We start from the raw sequence: 23,023 nt of genomic DNA, 5'->3' as shown, positions 1-23,023 counted from the left end.
ATTGATAAATCCTTTACATTAAGAATAAAATATTTTTGATTAAAATACATTTTATTCAAAACTTCTTTAATCTCTAAATTATATGTGGTATTAGATAATAAAATAATTAATGTCCATGAACTAATCACAGCTGAAAAGGTAAGAATCAAATTTGATAATTTATGAAAAGTTTTTAACAATTTATAGAATCATAGATAAGGAAAAGCATTAACCTAATTAAATTCACTTTTTAAATGAAATTAATTTTCAGGCTGACTTAGTCTTTTCTATATCTAATTCAACCCAGTTTGATGAAATTAATTGCTTCCATGTCTTCATTGAATCCTGTCTTGTCGCTTTTCTTCTACTTTTAAATATCATAGGTTTACCATTTGGGACAACCCCCCACATATCAATTGTAAAATCATTACCAATTTGATCATTGGTAACCTTTTTATAGTCAAAATGAATAGCCCATTTATTGTGGGGATCTATAAGCCAACCAATAGGGGCATCTAAGTTTTCTACTTTTGCCATCAAAAAACAAAGTCTTAATTTTGTTTTTAATTAAAAAAACACCCTTCGTCAAGTCTAAGAATCTAAAGCGAAGTTAAAGAAATGATAGTTAGTAAAATAAAAATGGATATTGCGAATGACCTTTTTTGTTTGAAGGAGCGAAAAGCAAGGCAGAGAGATAGATAGCAAATCAAGAAATTAAATTTAAATTAAACAGAATTTTCCTTTATTGAATAAAAATTCTAGAGAACTAGATAAATTAGAAGAGAAAATAAAAAACCAGCTAAATCGTTTTCTCTTTCTTTCTTTCCTTCTATAATTAAAGAATATGTCAATTTCAATACAATTAAAATTTTATAAATGAAGAAATGGATTAACGTTTTTAAATGGGCAAGAATAATTATTTAAATAGGTGAAACGAGATTTACTGGCTTAGCAGAGTCGATATAATATTTTCATACCATCAGAGAGCTTAAGATGTCCTATGAAGCTGGTAGCACAGAATGTCGTGGATTAATAGAAGCGAAAGAAAGCCTCATAAAAGCGATGAAATCTCTTAGTTCAATTGGAGATCTGGATCATATCCAGAAAAAACTACGTGACGTTTATAACGAATTAGAACAGTTGCATGAATCCAGAAGAATAAAAGAATCAAACGATATTAATTGAGTAATTATCTAAATTAATTGAGTATTAGAACTACACAAGAATGATAATATGTTTTCTAATTGCTTTTAAACAATCATAAATATATATAAATTCGCATGGAAATAACTTCTGAATTTCATCTAACTTTTTCATGTTATTAAAATATTATTTATGGATAACATACAAAAAATCTGCTAGTGTGTTAAATAAGAAAATAAATCTAGATGTCGAAAAAAGATTCTGATATCGTTGAATTGAAAGATCTTGATAAATTAAGATCTGCTCCTAATCTAAATAAAAAGCAAGAAGAATTATTATTCAAAGAAGTTAAACAAATTATTCTAAATTCAGATTGGTTAACAATAGGAATTATGTCACCTTCATTAGAAAAAGGAGTAAATGCCGTAAGAAAAATAGAAGAGGCTTTTAATTACAATATGGCTAAACCTATTAATCTCCCTGAGTCAAATGGTCCTGTTTTCCTAAAAGCGAATCAAAAGACTGGTGAAATGCATGCAAGGATAGAATATGGTTTAGGAGAAGGTATATTAATTACTTGTCATAATAATGATGATTCATTAACTTCAAAAACAATTGGTCCATTTCCATTAGATTTCTTTAATAAAAAATTATAATTAATGTCTCATAATATAAGTTTAATTATCCAATCAATAATTTCAAAATCAAAGCATAATAGAAAAAATGCTAAGATAAAGGATGAAATGCTATCCTTTTATTGATAAAATAAAATAGATGTCTTATAAAAGACTAAACAACAATTTAGTGTTTAGTAAAAGAATCAAATTTTTTACCATTTTACACCAAATTATAAAAAATAATACATTCACTTTCTAATTTAAATGGATAAAGAAAGAGACAAATTTTATCAATCAGGCGATGGTTCCTATTTTTACTCGGCTGATGATGCATCTAAATGGGACCTTCTTGATAGAATTGGTCAACTAAATCTACTTCATGTACTAAAAAAAGAATGGGAGCCAGAAGAATCAAGTCAAAGCAAATTAAGAAAAGTTCTTCAAGAAATAAATATTGATGAGTTTGAGGATTTCATGGCAGACATCCTTGGTATATGCGAGTCATTTGAGGAGATGGTATATGAATTTGAAGGTAATATAAATCTAAGTCCTGAATACTTAGAAAGAGTTTACCCAGAAGAAAAAGAAAGTCTTAAAAAATTAAAACAGCAGATTAAAGAACACAAAGAGTGGAAGGAAAAACATCAAGCTTCGTATTCTTTTTTAACTAGAAAACTTCTTGAAAAGAATGAGTCAGATAGTGATAGCAATGAAAATAACTTCTGAATTGATTTATCGTATATAAAATGTATAGAATACAAAAATATAAATTTTGATAAAAGTAAATCTATTAGTTTACATTTTCTATGTACCTGGCTCTTGAAAAATAAAACCAATCTTTTCTATTTGATCTTTAATAATGTCTGATCTGATCTTGTCTCCATTACTTTGAGAGATAGCCAATGCAAACTCTAACTTTTCAAGCTGATAATCACGCTCAATAATCGAATGATTAGACATAGTTTTTTTCTTATTATTACAGTCAAAACAACAAAGTGTGGATGCAGATGAAATAAAATATACGCCTGAAATTTATATTAATTAATGCCTAAGGAATGAACCTGAAAATAAAAGTGTGAATTAATAAATTTGATATTCCACAATTTCTTAAAAAAACAATAAAAATAATTCCTTTATGTCCAAAAAGATGAAATATTTAGAACCTCCTTTAATGATGAAAAAGAACATAGCTCTAAAAAAAGAGAATAAAGTGATTTTACCTACACAATTTTCAAAATAATCTATTATAGTCTTAACAATTGTTTACAAAGATTCCTGATTGTTTTGCTGTCTTCTTCTATAAGGTTATGCCCTCGATCGCCAAGAGGCTAGGCAACCACTACTTACTTGAACAAATTCACACAAAACAAATGACTTCCACCAACCCAAAATCAAAAGATTTAATAGATAAAGATGTGGTCAACGAAATGATCGAAAACGCAATTAGAAGGCATAATAGAAGGTCTACAATAATCTCAGCAATTCTAGGTTGGATACTCATAGGTGGATATTCATTCGGTCTATTTCATGTAGTGCAAAACATTTGATTTATGTACAGCAAACAGTCTAATTCAAAACAAGTATCGAATAATATTATATAACTACTGTTTTTCTAAAAAAAAATAAATTGCTTAAAATATCTAATTTTTTTTGATAAAAATTGTTTTTAAATAATTAATTAATTTATAAAAAATATATATCCAATAGTAAAAATTAGACTTTAACTAATTTGACTCTATTTGTCTTGATATGGAAGTTGATAATCCTCATCATTCATAGGAATCCAGTTCCAATCTAAGCATATTGTAAGTTGAAAACCAATAACGTATAGAGCTAACAAAGCATTAAACAAATTGACGTGTGTGATAGGAGTATCCATAAGCGATAAAATTAAATCATAGCTTAAATAAATAATTAATTAAGCTTCCAGTCAACAAAGTGACCCATAAATGACTATTTAACTATTTCAAAATAAAACATAAAAATTACTATGAGTTTAAAATAATCAAATTATTTATTTATATAATTTTTACATATTATTAATTAACGGAACCGTAGGATGGTCTGAAGGATCGTCATTCAATATAGGTGCACAAACTTGCCGACAAGACATTCCTTGCTCATCTTCAATACATACTTCTAAGCATTCAAAATATCTATCTTGTGCTGTTTTCATATTTTTTAAAATTAGTAGTATCTAAACATACTGTTTAACGATTATATTTCTTGATAAATTTACAAAACTTTTTTAGGTAAATGCACTTATTATCGATCTTTTAAATGAAATAGTATCTCTGAGGATTTTTTATTTGCATCACAAGCTAATACACACTGTGTTAATTCCTTATCTGCTAGAAGCTCTAAAATCCCAGCCATGTCAATAGAAGAGAGCTCTCCATCAGAACTCCATTTTAAAGTAGTTTTTCTTTGAATGGGTTTGTTCATGTCCCTCCAATAAAACTATGGAATACCTAGCACGGCTTTAATAATTTAATTCTTTTTTTTTAGATTAATTTTATTATTAAAGGAAAATTGTAGGTATAAATAACATATTAAAATATATTCAGCAATAAGGAGGTGTTTTTACCTATTCTAATTTATAAGGTATTTTAAACATATAGAAAATTTTAAAATCTTAAATGGAATTGGTTTAAAATTCTAAAATTGTTTAGATATTTTTTTTAATGTAAGATTTGAATAATATCTTTATAAATAAACTATTTAATACATCATATTTTTAAAAGATTTTGTAGAAAATATTTTAGGTAAGAGATAAATTAATCTCTTTATATGTTGATTCATCATTATTTATTTTATCAGAATTGCTTTTAATATCTTTAAGAAAAAATTTTGCAAATTGCTGAGTTTTTTGTTTTTGCATTGGGAATAAAGGAAATTAGTAATAATGAGAATTGAATCTCAGAGATTATTTATTTTGATGATCATCACTATAGCCAAAAGAAAAGTATAGTGTGAGTGAAAACCGAACACAGGGTATTCTTGGATTAATTTAGTTTTTATTTCAATGAAATAAAAACTAAATCATCCCTATTAATAAATAAAAAGAAAAGAAAAATACATAAAAAGAAAATTGTGTATTGTAAAAATCAATTATTATTATTTTTAAATATTTAATTATTATACAAAAAATTATTTATCACATTATATTATTCTTAATAAATTTGAGATTACAATAATTCTTACCCTAACTTATTTAGTCTTTATATTAGTTTAAAATGAAAAAGATAACCCATCTAATATACTTTATAAATTACTAATTAGTAGACCTTGTCCAAATTTTAGTCCGCTTTGTTTTTTTATCACCTTTCAATATAAAAAGCATTAACAAAGGTGCTATTCCCATTAATGGAACTACAAGATTCATAGCATAGTTATGTGTTTCTTCCATCTAAAAAAGTATATATTTTTAAATTTTAATTAAGTTGGATTAAATGTTAATGCGTAAAAATTCTTATTTACGTAAAATAAAGTTTCAGAGGCAAGGGGGAAAATCCATTTTAAAAAAGCCAATTACTCATACATTTTTTATTTTTATTGGATAATATGTGTGAATAAAATTTATCTTTAATAAAGATGGGAAATGGGTTCTATAGAGTGGAATACTTATCTCCTACAGGTTTTATTGGGTTTTGGGTCCTTTTTATAGGATTTATATTTACAGGTATTATGTTTTATTTTGTCTTTTTCAAGCTTAATGAAGATGACGTTTCATATAAAGATAGAAAAAGAAAAAACCTCGAAAAAGAAGAGCAGAAGAAAAAAATAGCTAGGCTTTATCCAAAAGAGAATTAGAATCTTCATTAAATTAATTGTATCTTCATTTTCTTGAAAATCTTAAATTAATCTAGTCCTACAAGAAATCCAATAAAGGAAATAAGATCTGCATGCCAAATCTGAAACTTACTATTACATCTCGTTTTTCTTCAGAAGGTTTTCATTAATTGGGCAAATAAAAAGAGATAATAGATGCATAAAGAAAAGGCTTCTAATAGTGAAAGCCTATTTTAATCAAACCTATGGCTTCGAATCGAGCAAACTCTAGTATTAGCCTTAATGAGCAGGTTCCCCTTTCTGCCTCAGGGAAGCCAGTGCCCGCAGCTTTATCAATGATGGTCGACTCAATGACGAGCATGGTAGAGAGAGCAAAAATGGATTTAGAAAATGTTGATCAACGCGCTAGAGCCGACCTTGAGAACATTGATCAAAGGGCAAGAAAAGATGTTGCACTTCTAGACCAAAGAGCTAGGGAGGACATCCAAAAAATCGACAAAAAAGCAAGAAAAGATTTAGCCATTCTTGATAAGAAGGCAAGAGAAGATCATGAACTATTGCGAAAGGCCCGCAAAGTTTGATGATCTTTAACTTTTTAATATGGAATGAAAATTTTCAAGATTTAACTATTTAAAACTTATATATATTTCAGTGAATTCAGCTAAAAGTTAGTACCACTTAGCCGTAAAACCCAAGAAGCATCGACCTGGAAGAACCAGAGGGGGATTCAAAGTGAAGCTTCGTTTCCAGAACAAGCCGGTATACGTTACTTTCACGACAGCTTCCCCAAATCGAAAGAGAGTCAGATCAGAGCACTTGAAAAGGCCTTACCAACAAAGCAGTACTAAAACAATCTAACAAAAAGCATCATGAGGTAGGCCAAATTGATCTTATGGCTTTTAAAACATCTAATGCTTCTTTTTTTCTAGACAAAGGATCTTTTTCATTCAAAAGATAAGTAACGTGACCAAGCTTCCTACCTTTTTTTTCTTCTTCTTTTTCATACCAGTGTACATTCAATCCAGGAATTCCTCGTAAATCATTCAACCTCTGAGTGATTGATATTGGATAGTCATTTTGCAAACCAAGCAAGTTTGCCATCAGAGCACCATCAACAAACATTTCGGGCATAGGTACATTAATTCCTGAAGTTATACATATTTGTTGATCAAATTGACTGCTACTACATGCATCTATAGAAAAATGACCTGAATTATGAGTTCTTGGTGCTATTTCATTCACAAGTAATCCTTCAGATCCGTAAAAAAATTCGATAGCAATAACTCCGACATAGTCCAACTCAGTTAACAAAGAGGATACGATATTTTTCACCATAAGATCAACATCATGATTTATATCTGCTGGGGCGAGGACCCAGTCACAGACTTGTTTAGATTGGAAAGTTTCTACAATTGGCAAACTGCGAACTATACCTTTCGAATCCCTACTAGAAACTATAGATAATTCTTTTTCGAAAGAGACCCATTTCTCTAACATCCACTGTTCCTCTGTCTCAAATTCAAGCAATTCTCTGAGTTGTTTTAAATTTTTAATAATCTTTGTCCCTTTACCGTCATATCCACCTTTGGAAGCTTTGGCCATTAAAGGGAATCTCCAATCAGCAGGAAGCTCAATTCCTGATGTGTTTTTTAAAGGTATAGGAAACCAATCAGGACATGGGATATCAAGACTGTTTAACAACTCTCTTTGAGATATTTTATTAAGTAAAGGACGTATAGACTGAAGTCTAGGAACAAATGAAACTCCATTATTTTGAAGAGAAATTAAGCTTGGTATATCAACCCACTCATTTTCAAAAGTTATAAAGCGAGACTTTTCAGCAAGAAGTTTTGTCCCATTTGCATTAGTGGGATCATGCAAAATGACTTGATTAGTCTTTTTGGCAGCAGGGTCAGTAATGACACCGGTCTGAACAACGACATCAACATCTCTTTTTTTACCAGCCTCAACTAGCAGCATGGCAAGCTGACCTCCCCCTACAACCCCAATCATTAGTTCAAGACCTCATTTTTAGAGCTTTGCTCGCTAGATGGCAAACAACAAAAAAATCGTACAAACAATTACAAATAATGTATGAAAGGTGATTTTAATAAAAACATCCTTCCTACACAACCAAAAGAATATTCCACTTTATAATTATTTTGATCCTGGGATAAAGGATGAAAGTATAAGAACATATTTCATTGGTTTATAACATGTGATAGCCAACCATATAATTGCTTACATGTTTTGGTAATTTAAACTAATAAATTATCAAAAATCTCATACTCTCTCAACAGTGAATAAAGACTACCTCAACATTAAGGTCTCATTAACTAACAACCCATACAATATAATTATTGGAAAAAATAGTCTTGAATGTATAGGAGATGAGCTAAGTAAAATTGGTTTTAAGAAAGGATTAAAAGTTTTAGTCGTATCAAATAAAGAAGTCTCAGATCATTATGGAGATATAGTAATTAATAGTCTAATTAAAAGTAACTATAATCCAAAACTATTCATATTAAGAGCTGGAGAAGAACAAAAAAACCAATCTTCTATAGGCTTAATTCACGATGCCGCATATGAAGCAAGGCTAGAGAGAGGATCCCTAATGATTGCGCTTGGAGGTGGGGTGATTGGTGATATGACTGGTTTTGCTGCGGCTACTTGGTTACGTGGAATTCATGTTGTCCAAATTCCAACAACCCTACTTGCCATGGTTGATGCATCTATTGGAGGTAAAACAGGAATAAATCATTCAAAAGGTAAAAATCTAATAGGCGCATTTCATCAACCTAAATTAGTCTTAATAGACCCTAAAACCTTAGTTACTCTTCCAGGAAGAGAGTTCAAAGCAGGTATGGCTGAAATCATAAAGTATGGGGTAATATCAGATCTTGAGCTATTCGAACTTCTAGAAAATCAAGATCTCATTTCTGAGCTATCAAAAATAAAAGAGAAATTGTTAATAGAAATAATTAAGCGTTCAGCAAAATCTAAAGCAGATATTGTTATTAAAGATGAGAAAGAAAGTGGAGTAAGAGCATTTTTAAATTATGGGCACACATTTGGGCATGTAATAGAAAATCTTTGTGGATATGGGAAATGGCTTCATGGTGAGGCTGTTGCAATGGGTATGGTCGCAGTCGGCCAGTTGGCAGTTCAAAGAGGATTATGGAAAGAGATTGATGCAAAAAGGCAGAAGAGATTAATAGAGAAAGCTGGTTTACCCACTGATTGGCCAGGCCTTAAACTTGAGAGTGTTCTAAGCTCTCTTCAAGGAGACAAGAAAGTCAAAAACGGCAAAGTAAGTTTCGTTTTGCCCGTAAAAATTGGCGACGTGAAAATCTTTAATAATATCTCTAATCAAGAAATAGATGAATGCCTGCAAAAACTTAAACTTAGCTAATGGGCTCCTCAAGAAAACGATTTCTTAAAATCAGGTCTTTACTATTACCTTTCTGAAAAGCCAACCACCTAAATTCTCCCAGTCCCATCGGATCAACAAGTCGCAACAATGACTCTCTTCTATCTAAAACAGTAGATAGATCATTATTGTTCATATTTTGAAGAGAATAAAGAAATTTTGAAAGGCCTAATGCTAATAAAGCTTGTCCCTGCCTTGCCTCACCCATAAACTTCCATCCATTAGTTATGGCGTAATAAACAGTTGATTCAATACATAAATGTGCTGTCAAATCACAAAACCCAGCATCTTTTAAAAGATTAGTATTAGCTTCTTGATTCTTATAGGAAATAAGAGTACCTGATTTCCTCATTGCGTTGTAATAGCGCTTAGATTCCAAAGCATAGTCGACAACTAATAATGAGCCATTGATTAAAACCTTAGATAATTTTCTAAACCAAATCGGTACATCACAATGCCATTCTGTAACCCATTCATTACAAATATCCTTTGGTGGGAACTCAACCTTTAAAAGACTTTTAGAATCATTTAAAAACTGACTGATCGCAGTAGTTATCTTTAGGTCAACAAAGCTCAGAAAATATTTATCATCTATTTTTCTTAAAGAAACTCCCTGTCTAAAAACTTTTTTATCTCTAAAAACCAATCTCTCTACAGGGAAAGCGTCCAAAACCTCATTAGCAATAATTACACCTGTTACTGGCTTTAAACTGAGCTCATCAAGATTACTCCAGCGACAATTAACCCCTTTTATATTTTCAACTACTTTTTCTTGTCGTTCTCGCATCCCAACATTTAATTCAACTAAAACAAGCTCAATTTTACTGATTAAAGCAGGTGCAATTTCATAAATAGCATCAATTAAATCTCTTGACAAAGACCCTTCCCCGGGCCCAATCTCAACAAGAGAAAACAAATCGGTATCAATTCTTCCTTTTTCTAAATTAAGAAACCATTCAGCAACTTGAACAGCCAATAAACGTGCAAAATCATTACTCAAAGATGGAGAAGTACAAAAATCCCCGTCCTTTCCAATCTTCAAGCGTCCAGTTGAATAAAATCCATTGCCAGGATCATTTAAAACTAAATCCATATATTCATAAAAGCTAATTGAACCTCCACGTTCGATCATGTGACCAATTAACCATTTTGGACATCTCGCAGTCGGGTCAATCATCATGGAGAATAACCATAGAGTCCAAAAAGTTCATGCTCAAACAATTAATTAAGAAAGCCATAATTTTTTCTCTAGGACTTTTAATAATACTTTCCATGGAGGGGAAGACATTTGCTTACGATAATCCCGATCTATTACCTAAAGAACAAACACCAATAATCGATCTTGCAAAAACTCTAAGTGAGAAGCAACGATTAGATTTGGAAAGCTCTCTAAATTCCTACGAAAAGCAAACAGGTTGGAAAATAAGGGTACTATCGCAATATGAAAAAACTCCTGGTTTAGCAGTCAAAGACTATTGGGATCTTGATGAAACAAGTTTGCTTATAGTTGCAGATCCTAGGGGAGGAAACTTACTTAGTTTTAATGTTGGTGATGCATATTTTGCATTAATGCCCAGAATCTTTTGGGTAGAATTACAAACACGATTTGGTAACCAATTTTATGTAAGGGATAATGGAGAAGATGGTTCAATCTTAGCTTCAATAAACGCTGTAGAAACTTGTTTAGATCGAGGAGGGTGTGAAGTTGTCCCAGGTTTACCTCAGGAACAATGGCAATGGACATTATTAACATCTTTATTAGGAGGAATTATTGCTGGTTTTGCTGCATCACCAAGAAAAGGTAATGAATCGTTTTCAATAGGTTGGCTATTGCTCCTTTCCCCTCTTTGGATAATGTTATTTGGAATTTTTGGCATTGCTCCTGTTGTAACAAGAACTAATGAATTACTTCCCTTAATGAGAAATATTTTGGGATTTATCGGCTCTGCTATAGGTGCTTATTTAATCGCAGAAAGAAAATTTAAGGATCCTGGTTTAAATGAACAAAAGTAATTTCCATTTAACTTTAAGATCTTATAAATTTTATTAAGTAAATTACTTATTTAATAAAATTTCTTTATAAGCGATTGAAGCATCATTCCTGAACCATCTGTGAGATGCATGAATAAGCTTGCCATTTGAAAACTCAATCCAGGAGAAATGACACAAATTCTCACCTGCAGAATCAATACCTCTTCTAGGAACACAAGCTGCATTTAAATACGAAGTTCCCCATAGATCTTGAGCAAAAGTTTTTCTTGTTCTATTCCCACCAATTCGCAACTGATGATGAGTATGACCAAAAACAACTAACTCTGGAATCCTAAATTTACGAATTTGATCAATTGCAATTCCAAGATCTTTGTCTCCCCAATCCATAGACGGCAATTTCCAATCTCTGCCACAAGGGCTAGAAGACTCTGAGCCAAGACCAACTGGGCCTGAATGAGCAAGGATTAATAAAGGGAAATCTAATGGGGCTGACTTGGCGGCAGAAACAATCCGGAGAACAGATTCATTAAGACTCACCTCACCAAACACCTCCTTAACCTCGGGTGCCAAAAAGAATCCTCCACCAGCACTGCAAGGTCTGGCGCCAACAACAGACAGTTCATTCAAATTCCATTTTGATAAATTCCATGAACAATTCTTTTCTCCTAGCAAATCCAATTGAGCTCTTAAAATATCGCCAGATCTGTCTTGTCCTCTATCATGATTCCCAAGTATTACTGACGTGGGAATAGAGATTTTACTTATTGCTCTAGCAATTCTCAAATCACCATCTGACAAGTCCCCAACAAATAAAATTCCATCAGGATTTAGTTCCGAAAGCAAATCTAAATCTTCCTGACTCCATGAGCCATGTAGATCCCCAGCAATAGCAATTCGGATAACTGACAGATTTTTTTGGAAATTAACCTCTATACTGCCCCAACACGTTCACTTGGAAACTAATTACCACTGTTTCCTATTACGAGACTGATACATCAGTCTCAAATAAACGCAAAAATCTCACTGATGAGATCAATTTTTTGCGAGAAAAAAGAAATGCAATAATTCTTGCTCATTACTACCAAGAACCAGCAATTCAAGATATTGCAGATTTTATTGGGGATTCTCTTGAGTTATCCAGAAAAGCTTCGGAAACAAATGCTGATGTGATTGTTTTTTGCGGAGTTCATTTTATGGCTGAGACAGCAAAGATCTTATGCCCAAAGAAAACTGTCCTTCTCCCTGATTTTGATGCTGGATGCACACTCGCCGACGATTGCCAAGCTGATGACTTCCAAAAATTCCTAGATAAACATCCCGATCATTTTGCTATCAGCTATATAAATTGCAGTGCCGCAGTCAAAGCAAAAAGTGACCTAATTTGTACAAGCAGTAATGCAGTTGATCTTGTAAAGAAATTACCCAAAGATCTACCAATATTATTTTCACCAGATAGGAATCTAGGTAGGTGGGTTGAACGTCAAAGTGGAAGAAAATTAACTTTATGGCCTGGAAGATGTCTTGTTCATGAAACTTTTAATGAAGAATCTCTAATAAAACTAAAAATCAAGAATCCAACTGCTGAAGTAATTGCTCATCCTGAATGTCAAGAAAACCTTTTAGATTTAGCTAATTTCATAGGCTCAACAAGCAAATTACTAAATTACACACAAGATAGTCCAAACGATAAATTTATCGTGCTTACTGAGCCAGGAATAATACACCAAATGAGATTAAAAGATCCATTAAAGACATATTTAGAAGTACCTGGAATTGATGGTTGTAGTTGCAATGAATGTCCTTATATGAGAATGAATACCTTAGAGAAAGTATATAAATGTCTAAAAGATATGACTCCAGAGTTAAAAATGGATGAAGAAATCAGATCAATGGCATATAAGCCAATGAAAAAAATGCTGGATATGAGCAATTAATTTTATAAGATGAATTTATCCCTCTTTATTGTTGTATTAGGGGGAAGAAGTTTAAAAAGTAATATAGAGTTGCACGATGTGAGATGGGTTTTAGGTGAATCAATAGAAGATACTTTCCCTGAGCTTAGGGAACAATGGTTCGGGAGAAGAAAAGGACTGCATATAGATAGTTACAAGCGAATACAATACGTTGATGGATACAAAATAAGCGTATCTAAATCTAATAAAGATATGTCAATTAATAACAAAAAAGAGAATGAACTTCTTTGGTTTATCAATTTAGGTGGCTATTGTCCAAAAAAGATGTATGAAGAGCATAAATTCATCTTAGTAGTAGCAAAAAAAGCTATAGATGCAAAAAAGAAAGCAAAAAAATATTGGGAATCAGATCTTAAACTTAAGCATAATGACGATTGCTCAGGAATTAATAATTTCGAGAAGGTTGATGATATACATTCTATTAAAAGAATAAACAATTGGGAAATAGAGCTAATTAATGACCCTGAGAAAAGAAGTGAAGAACTTATACCAGACTGGTATGGATATATGAGAATTGATAAGTATTAGCTATCTTTTCAATGCATAATTTATGTTAGCTTTGTTAGGATTATAAGAATTATTATTATTTCTATCGGATTTATATTTTCTAAGCAAAATATTTTCAGCTTCTACATATTGACTATCCTTTAAAGTTCCAAGGTCTGAATTAGTTAATTTTACTTTATCATCTAATAAAAGATCTACTTTGATATCAGGTTCTATCCCATTTTTATTAATATCTTTTCCATTAGGTGTTAAATATTTTGCGACAGTAACTGTCAACCCTGATCCATCAGAAAGAGATCTTACAGACTGAACAAGCCCTTTTCCAAAAGTCTTTTTCCCAACCAATAAGCCTCTTTTATTATCTTTAATTGCTCCTGAAAGGATTTCACTAGCACTAGCAGATCCCTCATCTATTAAGACAACAACGGGTCGAGTAGTCAACGCCCTACTCTTTGCTTTTCTTATATCAGTAATTCCATCTTTTGTTTGAGTACTAACAATTGTTCCTGTATTAATCCATTGCCTAGCTATCTCTATACTTGCCTCCAACAACCCTCCAGGATTACTTCTAAGGTCTAATACATAACCAAAAGGGTTTTGTTTTTCTAATTTATTAATCGACAAACTCATTTCTTTTGGAGACTTTGCATTAAATTGTTTTAACCTTAGATAAGCAATTTTGGCTCCTAAACTTGTATTATTTATTCGACTATCAACTACATTGATTTCGATTCTATCTCTTATTAATGATATTTTTAAAAACTTATTATCTCTAATTATACCTAGTTCAACCTTCGTTCCCTTCTCACCGCGAATAAGTTTCACTGTCTGGTCTATACTAAAATTTTCTGTTGGTTTACCATCAATAGATACAATTGTATCGTTAGGTTTAATACCTGCAAAAAAGGCTGGTGTTCCTTCTATAGGAGATACAACAACAATTTCATTTGTAACTTCATCTAGAGAAATTTGAATACCTACTCCCATTAATTCGCCAGTTGTATCTATTCGCATTTCATTGAATTCTTTAGGATCTAAAAATCTTGTATAAGGATCATCTAGTTTTGCTAACATATCTTTTATGGCTTCGTATGCTTCACTATTTTCAAAATATTTAGTTGACAATATTTGCTTCCTTAATTTAATCCAATCCTCTTTCTTATATTTTCCTGAGTAATCCAAAAAATCACGATATATTATCTGCCATACTTGATCAATAATCTCCTTTGGATTATCAGTTACTAAAGTAGAAGAATTAGCTGGAAAAGAAAAAGATGGTGAAGAAAAAGCAGCAATTGATAAGCATACTTTAAAGAATCCCTTCAACATGATTATTAAATAAGTTTTTTCAAATAACAAAGCAACTAAAATTTATTTTCTATAGTTTATGGGTCCACCCATTTACCATCCTCTTTAATTAAATCAACCAATGCTTGAACTCCTTCTTCCTCAGGTACTCTTTTGATCTCATCTCTATTTCTATAAAGAGCAATGGTTCCTACACCTTTCCCTACATAACCGTAATCTGCATCAGCCATCTCTCCAGGTCCATTAACAATACAACCCATGACTGCAATATCAAGTCCGGTTAAATGAATAGTAGCGTCTCTAACTTTCGCCACAACTTCTTCTAAGTTAAATAATGTTCTGCCACAGCTAGGACAACTAATATATTCAACCATAGTTTTTCTCAATCCAACTGCTTGCAAAATTGAATAAGCAACCGGTATTTCCTTCTCAGGGGCCTCTGTAAGAGAGACTCTTATTGTATCTCCAATCCCTTCTGATAATAATGTTCCAATGCCAGCAGTACTTTTAATTCTTCCATAATCGCCATCACCAGCTTCAGTAACGCCAAGATGTAGAGGATAATTAAATCCCTCCTTATCCATTTTATCTGCCATCATTCTATAAGCAGCAAGCATTACAGGGGGCCTGGAAGCTTTCATTGAAACTATAATATTATGAAAGTCTAATGAATCACAAATTCGAATGAATTCCATAGCTGATTCAACCATCCCAAAAGGTGTATCTCCATATGCAAATAACATTCTTTCTGCTAATGATCCATGATTAACTCCTATTCTAAGTGCCTTATTTTGCTCTTTTAAAGTATTAACTATTGGTTCGAATTTTAGAATAATCTTCTCTTTAATTGCATCTATTTCCTCTTTACTAAACTCAGTTCTATTAGGATCAGGTCTTTCAAAAACAAATAATCCTGGATTAATACGAACTTTGTCTACATGCTTTGCAACTTCTAAAGCAATTTTCATGCCATTGTGATGAACATCAGCTACTAGCGGAACAGGCTTATAAGTGCTTGCGAGAAGTTTCTTGATTTCCCCAACCGCTTTTGCACTTGCGAGAGTTGGAACAGTTAATCTGACAATTTCGCATCCAACTTCATGTAATCGCCTTATTGCAGCTGTAGAAGCCTCAACATCCATCGTGTCTTCATTAATCATTGACTGAACACGAACTGGATTATCCCCACCGATTCCAATATCTCCAACCATTACTGGTCTAGTATCTCTACGGATAATCCTGGTGCTATATCGCTGAGAAAGATAATTTTCTTCCATATTCTTTTTCAGGGTCGCAATCATGAGTTAACAATTGAGCCTCTTTAATAAATAAGAATGACATATTTAAGGGCTATTATAAAAAATCAATTTTTTCCTTAATTTTCAAAAAATCCAATTTAGTTAAACTCATCGGAGTACCTTCCTCTTTTGATGGATTCCTAAGTAAATAAGATGGATGAAAAACAGGCATAACGAGTCTTTCCTCCCAATTAATCCATTTCCCCCTAAGAATGCTTATTGGAGACTTAATTTTTAAAATCGCTTCTAATGCTGTTGCTCCAACAAGAACTATAACTAATGGATTTACAAGTTTTATTTGTTGGTACAACCAGGGAAGATTTTCTTTGATTTCAGTTTTAGTTGGACGTCTATTTTTAGGAGGTCTACATTTGACCACGTTGCAAAAATAAACATCTTGGTTGATATCAATCCCGACATTTTGAAGCAATTTATCAAGTAATTTTCCAGACCTTCCGACAAAAGGTTTTCCTATTTCATCTTCCTTTGCTCCTGGGGCTTCTCCAATAATCATTAACTGGGCTTGGGGGTTTCCCCTTGCTACAACAATTTTTTTTGTAGAATTAAAGAAAACAAAACCTTCTTCAAATTCTTTTGCTGGACTTATTTTTTTTGTCACATCAGAGCATCCATATCAGAACCATTCGAAAGATAAGGTACCAAAATCAAGAATTGATTACCTTCTGGATCAAGCATCCATTGCTCAGATCCAAACTTTGCTAATTTAGATTTTCCCATCACTCTTCCTCCTATTTTTAATATCTCAGACGTCCACCTTTCAATAATTTGACCTGGATCTTTAGAAGGTTCACCTTGAAAACATAACGAAGTTATGTTTCCTTCCCTTTGGTAATCACGATTTTTATTAGAACGATAAAAATGTATTTTAGATCGACTGCTTAATGAAATAAAATAATGATTTGAGTTAAAACCTTTTTTTGCCTTGTCAGAATTGATTTTGGCATAAAAACAAGACAAATCTTTAGGGTTTTCTGAATCAATTACAAAATTTATGTTCATCAAAGGCATGCAAGTATCAGATTAAGTAGTAAATTTGTAATTAGGTCACTTCACTTTAAAAGTGAATCTAAGAAAAACATTTTGAAGTTATGCTTCGAAGATGACTGACAAATCACAGATATCTATAAGAGCTCTCTCCATAAAACCTTCTCTAACTCTTGAGATCAGCGCAAAAGCTAAAGCTTTGAAAGCAGAGGGTAAAAATATTTGTAGTTTAAGCGCAGGGGAACCTGACTTCGATACCCCTGAATTTATTATCGATGCAACTCTAAAAGCATTAAAAGACGGGAAAACTCGTTATGGGCCTGCCGCTGGAGATCCTGAATTAAGAGAAGCCATTGCGCAAAAACAATCAGATATAAATAAAGTCCCAACAAAAATAGATAATGTTTTAGTAACTAATGGAGGAAAACAAGCAATATACAATTTATTTCAAGTAGTTTTGAATCCTGGAGATGAAGTCCTCATACCCGCGCCATATTGGCTTAGTTATCCAGAGATAACTCTTTTAGCTGGTGCCAAGCCAATTAAAATTAAATCCTCAACTAAAGATAATTTCAAAATAGATATCAATTCTCTAGAAGAAAACGTAACTGAAAAAACAAGGTTATTAATTATTAACTCTCCAAGTAATCCAACAGGCTGCATTTTAACCGAGCAAGAAATGAATACTATTTCTGAGTTTTTAAGAAGACACCCAAGAATTTTTTTAATGAGTGATGAAATTTATGAATTTCTTATTTCTCCAAATCAAGTTCATCACAGTTTCGCAAAAATAGCACCAGATTTAAAAAATAGAATTTTCACAGTCAACGGTTTTGCCAAGGCTTGGGCAATGACTGGCTGGAGGATTGGATACCTAACAGGAAATACAGAGGTAATAAAGAAAGCCATTGCTTTACAAAGTCAAAGTACAAGCAATGTATGTAGTTTTGCTCAAAAAGGAGCTATTGCCGCACTTCAGGGTTCAAAAGATTGCGTTCATGAAATGGCAGCAATTTATAACAAAAGGAGGTTATTGATAACAGAAAGACTAAAAAAAATAAAAAATATTTCTTTTGTCCCTCCTACTGGAGCTTTCTATGTTTTCCCAGAAATTAATCTAGAGGATATCGATTCAATAACTTTCTGTAAATTGGCACTAGAAAAGGTTGGCCTAGCAATAGTTCCAGGGATTGCTTTCGGAGATGACAAATGTATAAGAATTTCATATGCATCCTCAAATCAAATGATCAACGATGGGGTTGATAGGTTAGAAACATTTTTAAATGATTTTTAGATTTTTTAAATTAAAAAAAAATGCATCAAGCACCAAGAGCAATCAAATTCATGAAAATAACTATTGCTCTCTTATCAATATTTAATTTATCTAATATTGGTTCATTAAAAGCAGAGGAAATACTTCGCATTGGGGCGATACCAGATCAAAACCCAGAGCACCTGAATCGTCTATATAAAGTATTATCCTCAGAATTAAGCGAGCAGCTCAATATTCAAGTCCGTTATAAACCAGTTACTAATTATGCTGCAGCTGTAACAGCTTTTAGGACCGGGAATTTAGATTTGGTATGGTTCGGTGCTTTAACGGGTTTACAAGCAAGACTTCAAACCAAAGGATCCAAGGTAATAGCACAAAGAGATATTGATGAAAAATTCCATAGTATTTTTATTGCAAACAAGAAAAGTTCAATCCAAAAAATAAATAACATAAATGACTTAAAAACACTAAAAGGCAAGCGTTTTACTTTTGGCTCTGAAAGTTCAACATCAGGAAGATTGATGCCACAATATTTTTTAAACAAAGCAGGTGTTCAACTTAAAGATTTCAAAGGTGCAAGCCCAGGCTTTAGTGGTAGCCACGATGCAACATTAATGCTTGTGCAAAGTGGTTCATATGAGGCAGGTGCTCTTAGCGAAGAAGTATGGAAGAGAAATCTTGAGAGAGGACGCGTGGACCCCTCAAAAGTCTTTGTGATTTGGAAGACTCCTTCTTATCATAATTATCATTGGCTTGCTCAAGGAAACCTAGATAAAAAGTTCAAAAAAGGTTTTACGAAAGAGCTTACAAAAGTATTTTTACGTTTCAATGAAAAGTCAAAAAAACAAAAACAAATTCTCGAATTATTTAGCGCAAAGAAATTTATAATATCAAAAAATGAGAATTATAATAAAATAGAAAAGGTAGCTAGAGAAATTGGAAAGATTAAGTGAATAAGTTACTAGAATTAAAGAATATAAACCATAGTAGTAAAGAAAGTATTAGAGTAAAAGATATTAATTTAACAATACATCAAGGTGAGAAGATAGCGCTTATTGGCAAGAGTGGCTCTGGCAAAAGTACATTAATCTCGATCGCGAATGGATCACTAATCCCAAACGAAGGGGATGTAATATGGAAAGGTTCTAACATTAACAATATCTCAAATATTGAGTCGACAAAAATAGGAACTATATGGCAGGATTTATCTTTAATAGAAGAGCTAAATGTCGCTCAGAATATAAACTGCGGTGCACTAGGTAAACACAATTTTATATGGGCTTTAAAAAATCTCCTAGGAGTTTTAGAAAAAGGTTTATGCCAAGAATGCCTGGCAGCAGTCTCTCTGCCTAAAAAAACTATTTATTCCAATATAAATAAACTTTCTGGTGGGCAAAAAAAAAGAATAGCAATTGCACGTCTTTTAAGACAAGAGCCAGAGATTCTTCTTGGAGACGAACCTTTCTCAAATTTAGACCCTCTATTATCAACAAATATCTTAAATTTATTTGTTAATCAAAAAAATTATCATAGAATTAAAATCCCTGAGACCATACTTATAAGTCTCCACCAAATATATTTAATAAATAATTTCAATAGAGTTATTGGGTTAAAAGATGGAGAGATTGCAATAGATAGAGAAATTCATAATATTAATCAATCAGAGTTTGATTGGCTATTTTAATTCATAATGAAATTAATAAAACCAGTATCAACTTTATTAACATTAATCCCATCAATAGCCTACATTCCCATTCTAATAGAAATCATAAAAGGATTTCATATTGGGGGTCTAAATATCATATTTCAATTCATAAGCTCAGCAATAAAACCATCGTTCAATCAAGAAGTAGTTAAAAGCGCATGGGAAGGACTTCAAATAACAATTGCTACTGCTTTAACTAGCTGGGTTATAAGTATGCTTATTGGAATTCTTTTAGGTGTACTATCTACAGATTTATTTTGGAAAAGTATTCCTAAATTTTCTTATTTAGGTAAATTAATAAAATACTCATTAGCAATTCCAAGATCAATACATGAAGTAGTCTGGGGCTTGCTATTTATACAAATTTTAGGTTTGAATATTTGGGTGGCAATTATATCTATAGTCATTCCCTATTCAGCCTTAACAGCAAGAGTAATTTCTGAGCAACTAGATAGTTTTGACATACAACCTCTAAAAGCAATTAAGCAAACTGGATCTAATTTTATGATCTCATTTATAACTATTCTACTACCAAAGTTAATACCTATCGTATCTACATATGGAAGTTACAGATTTGAATGTGCAATTAGAGGTGTAACATTACTTGGAATATTTGGATTAGGAGGTATAGGAACAGAACTATATTTAACTTTAAAATCCTTTGAATTCAATGAAATGTGGACTTGTTTGTGGATGCTTTGGTTAGTAATGATTTTATTAGAGAAATTTATAAGATTTTTAAGAAGTTATTTATCTGAAAATATTAGTTTGAAAAAGTCTTTCTTAATTTCAATCTCAATATTTTCACTATCTCTATCGTTAGGTATTAGTTGGCTTTATAAGCTAAATTTTGAGATATTTACTCCATTAAGCTTTTCGTATTTAAATTTACCTTCATTCGTAGAGATAAGAAATGGATTTAACACCTTACCTCTGTTTAAACTAATCATCACAACAATTTTAATAACTTTTCTCGCATCTGGGATTGCAATAGGGACACCTCCACTTTTATTAGTATTATTCCCAGGTAAATTCCCTCTAGAAGTGCAAAATCTTATTTGGATCTTCTTTAGATTGATACCTCCTCCATTGACCACTATACTTATTCTTCTTTTTACTAATCCTAATATATCTGTAGCAGCATTATCACTAGGAATTACACATATGGGTGTCATGGGAAGATTACTTACAGATAACATACTAAATCAAGAAAAAAGTATTTATCGAGCAATTAAAAACAATGGTTCTAGCAAGAAATCAGCAACACTTTATGGAATATTAGCTCCCCAAAGTAATAGTTACTTAGCTTATGGAGCATATAGAAGTGACGTAATCCTAAAGGAAACAGCAATTATAGGTGCGGTTGGAGGAGTAGGATTAGGGTGGCAATTACAGGAATCACTAAGCTCATTCGATTGGGCACAAGTCATTATAATAACTACTACTTTCTCTTTATTAACAATGTCAGGAGAATTTTTATTTAACACTTCTCAAAATTATTGGTTAAAGAATTCAACCAACAATTTCATTAGTTAGTTATTTTATTCAACATATCGACTTATGAATAAATATCAGAAAAAATTAATCATAATTGGAGATAGTGGGGTTTACGGATGGGGAGATCGAGAGGGAGGTGGATGGTCTGAGAGATTAAGACAAAACTGGTTAAATTTAGACGGTGCCCCTATCATTTATTCTCTTGGAGTAAGAGGAGATGGATTAGAGAAAGTTGCTATAAGATTAAAGAATGAGTGGGCAACAAGGGGAGAGTTAAGGAGAAAAGTTCCTGAAGGTATTTTGCTATCAATTGGATTAAATGATACAGCTAGAATTGGAAGAAAAGATGGCAGACCACAACTTTCCGAAGATGCTTTTAAATTTGGCTTAAAACAATTAGTAAACGAAATCAAGAATGAAGTGCATATAATGGTTCTTGGGTTAACACCTGTTAATGAAGACTCAATGCCTTTTGCAGAATGTCTTTGGTATTCAAATAAAGCTTGTTCTAAGTATGAAAATAAAATTGAAGAAACTTGCTTAGAATTAAATGTCCCATTTTTATCTATCCATGAAAAAATGATCAACTTATTATCATTTAAAGAATTACTCTCATCAGATGGAATACATCTGAATACTAAGGGTCATAAATGGATTTATGAACAAATTAATGAATGGACAGCATTAAAGAATTGGGCTGATTTAAAATAAATATTTAAATTAAATTCAAATATAAAAAGATAGAAATAATAGCGGCTATAGATGTCTGGATAGAGTTAACTAATTCATTAGTCATCCAATCAATCTTATTTTGCACCACTGCCCCAATATAACTTTCCAAAAAAGTGGCTAAATAGCCAGATAAGAAGACTATAAAAGCAACAGATAGTCCAGAAATAATTGATAGATTAAGCATAAAGCCAGTCATTATAAAACTTCCTAACAAACCAGCCATCGAACCTTCTATGCTTATTGCCCCCTCTGTTCCTGGTGATACTGGCTTTAAAGTCGTAATTAGAAAAGTTCTTTTACCAAATCTTTTGCCAATTTCACTTGAAAAAGTATCGGAAAGTTTTGCACTGAAACTAGAAGCAAAACCTACCATAAATAAATTTAAAAAATTCGGCCAAAGACAACTTAATAAAGCGAGTGAGCAACCTGTTGCTGCAGACCCCCATACATTTTCAGGGCCACGTTGACCACCTCTGGCTTCAGCAATCCCTCGGGAAGCTTTATTTTTGTATCCAATTTTTGTAACTAAAGTTCCCAACAAGAGATATACACAGACTGATATCCAACCATTCCAACCAATAGATCCTAATAAAAGTGTTCCAAGTATTCCAGCATGAATCCAACCTTTCTTAGTTAAAAATGGAAGCCTATGTCCCAAAAATATCAACAAGAAATTAATCAAAAAAGCATTAATCCAAATACTGTTAAAGAAAGAGAAGTTAGCCATCGTTGCTAATCAGCATGCCTATTTCTAAACAATAGACGGTTTCAT

At 32.1% G+C, this 23,023-nt stretch carries 28 protein-coding genes and 1 other RNA gene; 15 read left to right on the top strand and 14 right to left on the bottom strand.

All coding sequences use genetic code 11. The features are described 5' to 3' along the window. Window positions 1-246: 246 nt before the first annotated feature. Complete coding sequence (locus DNJ73_RS03705; RefSeq protein WP_158466361.1) at window positions 247-516, bottom strand: DUF1651 domain-containing protein; 270 nt, start codon at window positions 514-516, stop codon at window positions 247-249. Window positions 517-972: 456 nt separating this feature from the next. On the opposite strand from DNJ73_RS03705, the gene DNJ73_RS03700 reads away from it, so the two are divergent. From DNJ73_RS03700 to DNJ73_RS03690, 3 genes are all read left to right on the top strand, one after another. After that, window positions 973-1,164, top strand: a complete 192-nt coding sequence (locus DNJ73_RS03700) for a hypothetical protein (protein ID WP_158466360.1) — start codon at window positions 973-975, stop codon at window positions 1,162-1,164. Window positions 1,165-1,367: 203 nt separating this feature from the next. Beyond that, window positions 1,368-1,778 (top strand): DUF1824 family protein, encoded by a 411-nt coding sequence (locus DNJ73_RS03695; protein ID WP_158466359.1) that lies wholly within the window; start codon window positions 1,368-1,370, stop codon window positions 1,776-1,778. Window positions 1,779-2,003: 225 nt separating this feature from the next. Beyond that, window positions 2,004-2,465 carry a hypothetical protein gene (locus DNJ73_RS03690; protein WP_158466358.1) on the top strand — a complete coding sequence of 154 codons (462 nt, stop codon included), beginning with the start codon at window positions 2,004-2,006 and terminating at the stop codon, window positions 2,463-2,465. A 78-nt stretch (window positions 2,466-2,543) separates the two neighbouring features. Here DNJ73_RS03690 and DNJ73_RS09775 read toward each other — a convergent pair whose 3' ends face one another. Next, entirely contained in the window at window positions 2,544-2,699 is a 156-nt protein-coding gene (locus DNJ73_RS09775) for a hypothetical protein (RefSeq protein ID WP_187152549.1), read from the bottom strand. A gap of 410 nt (window positions 2,700-3,109) precedes the next feature. Here DNJ73_RS09775 and DNJ73_RS09770 point away from each other — a divergent pair, with 410 nt between their 5' ends. After that, a complete protein-coding gene (locus DNJ73_RS09770) occupies window positions 3,110-3,286 on the top strand; it encodes a hypothetical protein (protein ID WP_187152548.1) in 177 nt (58 codons plus the stop codon). Between the two features lie 188 nt (window positions 3,287-3,474). On the opposite strand, the gene DNJ73_RS09765 is transcribed toward DNJ73_RS09770, so the two are convergent. The 3 genes from DNJ73_RS09765 to DNJ73_RS03685 all read right to left on the bottom strand — a co-directional run bounded on the left by DNJ73_RS09765 (window position 3,475) and on the right by DNJ73_RS03685 (window position 4,184). Beyond that, complete coding sequence (locus tag DNJ73_RS09765) at window positions 3,475-3,618, bottom strand: hypothetical protein (RefSeq protein WP_187152547.1); 144 nt, start codon at window positions 3,616-3,618, stop codon at window positions 3,475-3,477. A gap of 150 nt (window positions 3,619-3,768) precedes the next feature. Continuing rightward, complete coding sequence (locus DNJ73_RS09760; RefSeq protein ID WP_187152546.1) at window positions 3,769-3,915, bottom strand: hypothetical protein; 147 nt, start codon at window positions 3,913-3,915, stop codon at window positions 3,769-3,771. Window positions 3,916-4,004: 89 nt separating this feature from the next. Further along, window positions 4,005-4,184: a hypothetical protein gene (locus DNJ73_RS03685; RefSeq protein ID WP_158466357.1), complete on the bottom strand. Its 180-nt coding sequence runs from the start codon at window positions 4,182-4,184 to the stop codon at window positions 4,005-4,007. Window positions 4,185-5,333: 1,149 nt separating this feature from the next. Here DNJ73_RS03685 and DNJ73_RS03680 point away from each other — a divergent pair. Both DNJ73_RS03680 and DNJ73_RS03675 read left to right on the top strand, forming a co-directional pair. Beyond that, on the top strand, window positions 5,334-5,552 hold the full coding sequence (locus DNJ73_RS03680) for a hypothetical protein (protein WP_158466356.1): 219 nt from the start codon (window positions 5,334-5,336) through the stop codon (window positions 5,550-5,552). A 224-nt stretch (window positions 5,553-5,776) separates the two neighbouring features. Then, entirely contained in the window at window positions 5,777-6,112 is a 336-nt protein-coding gene (locus DNJ73_RS03675) for a hypothetical protein (RefSeq protein ID WP_158466355.1), read from the top strand. 86 nt (window positions 6,113-6,198) lie between these two features. Here DNJ73_RS03675 and ssrS read toward each other — a convergent pair. Continuing rightward, window positions 6,199-6,379, bottom strand: a non-coding RNA gene (gene ssrS / locus DNJ73_RS03670) — 6S RNA. 19 nt (window positions 6,380-6,398) lie between these two features. Then, entirely contained in the window at window positions 6,399-7,544 is a 1,146-nt protein-coding gene (locus DNJ73_RS03665) for a 5-(carboxyamino)imidazole ribonucleotide synthase (protein ID WP_158466354.1), read from the bottom strand. A 286-nt stretch (window positions 7,545-7,830) separates the two neighbouring features. On the opposite strand from DNJ73_RS03665, the gene aroB reads away from it, so the two are divergent. Next, window positions 7,831-8,943 carry a 3-dehydroquinate synthase gene (aroB, locus tag DNJ73_RS03660; RefSeq protein WP_158466353.1) on the top strand — a complete coding sequence of 371 codons (1,113 nt, stop codon included), beginning with the start codon at window positions 7,831-7,833 and terminating at the stop codon, window positions 8,941-8,943. Here the strand turns inward: aroB and DNJ73_RS03655 are convergent. Beyond that, window positions 8,936-10,141: a class I SAM-dependent methyltransferase gene (locus DNJ73_RS03655; protein ID WP_257473316.1), complete on the bottom strand. Its 1,206-nt coding sequence runs from the start codon at window positions 10,139-10,141 to the stop codon at window positions 8,936-8,938. The two genes, aroB and DNJ73_RS03655, sit on opposite strands and share 8 nt — an antisense overlap. Window positions 10,142-10,170: 29 nt before the next feature. Between DNJ73_RS03655 and DNJ73_RS03650 the strand changes: the two genes are divergently transcribed. Then, window positions 10,171-10,974, top strand: coding sequence for a TPM domain-containing protein (locus DNJ73_RS03650; protein ID WP_187152545.1), 804 nt, complete (start codon window positions 10,171-10,173; stop codon window positions 10,972-10,974). A gap of 42 nt (window positions 10,975-11,016) precedes the next feature. On the opposite strand, the gene DNJ73_RS03645 is transcribed toward DNJ73_RS03650, so the two are convergent. Then, on the bottom strand, window positions 11,017-11,853 hold the full coding sequence (locus DNJ73_RS03645) for a TIGR04168 family protein (RefSeq protein ID WP_158466352.1): 837 nt from the start codon (window positions 11,851-11,853) through the stop codon (window positions 11,017-11,019). Between the two features lie 62 nt (window positions 11,854-11,915). Between DNJ73_RS03645 and nadA the strand changes: the two genes are divergently transcribed. Together nadA and DNJ73_RS03635 are read left to right on the top strand one after the other, a co-directional pair. Beyond that, window positions 11,916-12,887: a quinolinate synthase NadA gene (gene nadA / locus DNJ73_RS03640; RefSeq protein ID WP_158466351.1), complete on the top strand. Its 972-nt coding sequence runs from the start codon at window positions 11,916-11,918 to the stop codon at window positions 12,885-12,887. A 9-nt stretch (window positions 12,888-12,896) separates the two neighbouring features. Continuing rightward, window positions 12,897-13,454, top strand: a complete 558-nt coding sequence (locus DNJ73_RS03635; protein ID WP_158466350.1) for a DUF1543 domain-containing protein — start codon at window positions 12,897-12,899, stop codon at window positions 13,452-13,454. Here the strand turns inward: DNJ73_RS03635 and DNJ73_RS03630 are convergent, their stop codons facing one another. The 4 genes from DNJ73_RS03630 to DNJ73_RS03615 form a co-directional block, all read right to left on the bottom strand. Further along, window positions 13,455-14,762 carry a S41 family peptidase gene (locus DNJ73_RS03630; RefSeq protein WP_158466349.1) on the bottom strand — a complete coding sequence of 436 codons (1,308 nt, stop codon included), beginning with the start codon at window positions 14,760-14,762 and terminating at the stop codon, window positions 13,455-13,457. A 56-nt stretch (window positions 14,763-14,818) separates the two neighbouring features. Beyond that, entirely contained in the window at window positions 14,819-16,018 is a 1,200-nt protein-coding gene (ispG, locus tag DNJ73_RS03625; protein ID WP_374027158.1) for a (E)-4-hydroxy-3-methylbut-2-enyl-diphosphate synthase, read from the bottom strand. Between the two features lie 76 nt (window positions 16,019-16,094). After that, a complete protein-coding gene (locus tag DNJ73_RS03620; RefSeq protein ID WP_374027157.1) occupies window positions 16,095-16,658 on the bottom strand; it encodes a uracil-DNA glycosylase in 564 nt (187 codons plus the stop codon). Further along, a complete protein-coding gene (locus DNJ73_RS03615) occupies window positions 16,655-17,068 on the bottom strand; it encodes a lactoylglutathione lyase (protein WP_158466347.1) in 414 nt (137 codons plus the stop codon). Before DNJ73_RS03615 ends, DNJ73_RS03620 begins: the two co-directional genes overlap by 4 nt. 91 nt (window positions 17,069-17,159) lie before the next feature. Here DNJ73_RS03615 and DNJ73_RS03610 point away from each other — a divergent pair, with 91 nt between their 5' ends. From DNJ73_RS03610 to DNJ73_RS03590, 5 genes are read left to right on the top strand one after another with little or no spacing between them, the layout of a single operon-like run. Beyond that, window positions 17,160-18,338: a pyridoxal phosphate-dependent aminotransferase gene (locus DNJ73_RS03610; RefSeq protein WP_158466346.1), complete on the top strand. Its 1,179-nt coding sequence runs from the start codon at window positions 17,160-17,162 to the stop codon at window positions 18,336-18,338. A 20-nt stretch (window positions 18,339-18,358) separates the two neighbouring features. After that, a complete protein-coding gene (locus DNJ73_RS03605) occupies window positions 18,359-19,270 on the top strand; it encodes a putative selenate ABC transporter substrate-binding protein (RefSeq protein WP_158466345.1) in 912 nt (303 codons plus the stop codon). Beyond that, complete coding sequence (locus DNJ73_RS03600) at window positions 19,267-20,001, top strand: ATP-binding cassette domain-containing protein (RefSeq protein WP_158466344.1); 735 nt, start codon at window positions 19,267-19,269, stop codon at window positions 19,999-20,001. The genes DNJ73_RS03605 and DNJ73_RS03600 overlap by 4 nt, the downstream gene beginning before the upstream one ends. A gap of 6 nt (window positions 20,002-20,007) precedes the next feature. Then, complete coding sequence (locus DNJ73_RS03595) at window positions 20,008-21,558, top strand: PhnE/PtxC family ABC transporter permease (RefSeq protein ID WP_158466343.1); 1,551 nt, start codon at window positions 20,008-20,010, stop codon at window positions 21,556-21,558. Window positions 21,559-21,582: 24 nt separating this feature from the next. Then, entirely contained in the window at window positions 21,583-22,230 is a 648-nt protein-coding gene (locus DNJ73_RS03590; protein ID WP_158466342.1) for a GDSL-type esterase/lipase family protein, read from the top strand. A 4-nt stretch (window positions 22,231-22,234) separates the two neighbouring features. On the opposite strand, the gene DNJ73_RS03585 is transcribed toward DNJ73_RS03590, so the two are convergent. Next, entirely contained in the window at window positions 22,235-22,978 is a 744-nt protein-coding gene (locus DNJ73_RS03585) for a TIGR00297 family protein (RefSeq protein ID WP_158466341.1), read from the bottom strand. Window positions 22,979-23,023 lie beyond the last annotated feature (45 nt).

The organism is Prochlorococcus marinus XMU1408, assembly GCF_003208055.1.
GTDB classification, from domain to species: Bacteria; Cyanobacteriota; Cyanobacteriia; order PCC-6307; family Cyanobiaceae; genus Prochlorococcus_B; species Prochlorococcus_B marinus_A.
The sequence above is the reverse complement of the archived record's forward strand: the minus strand, read 5'-3'. Positions and strand labels throughout refer to the sequence as shown.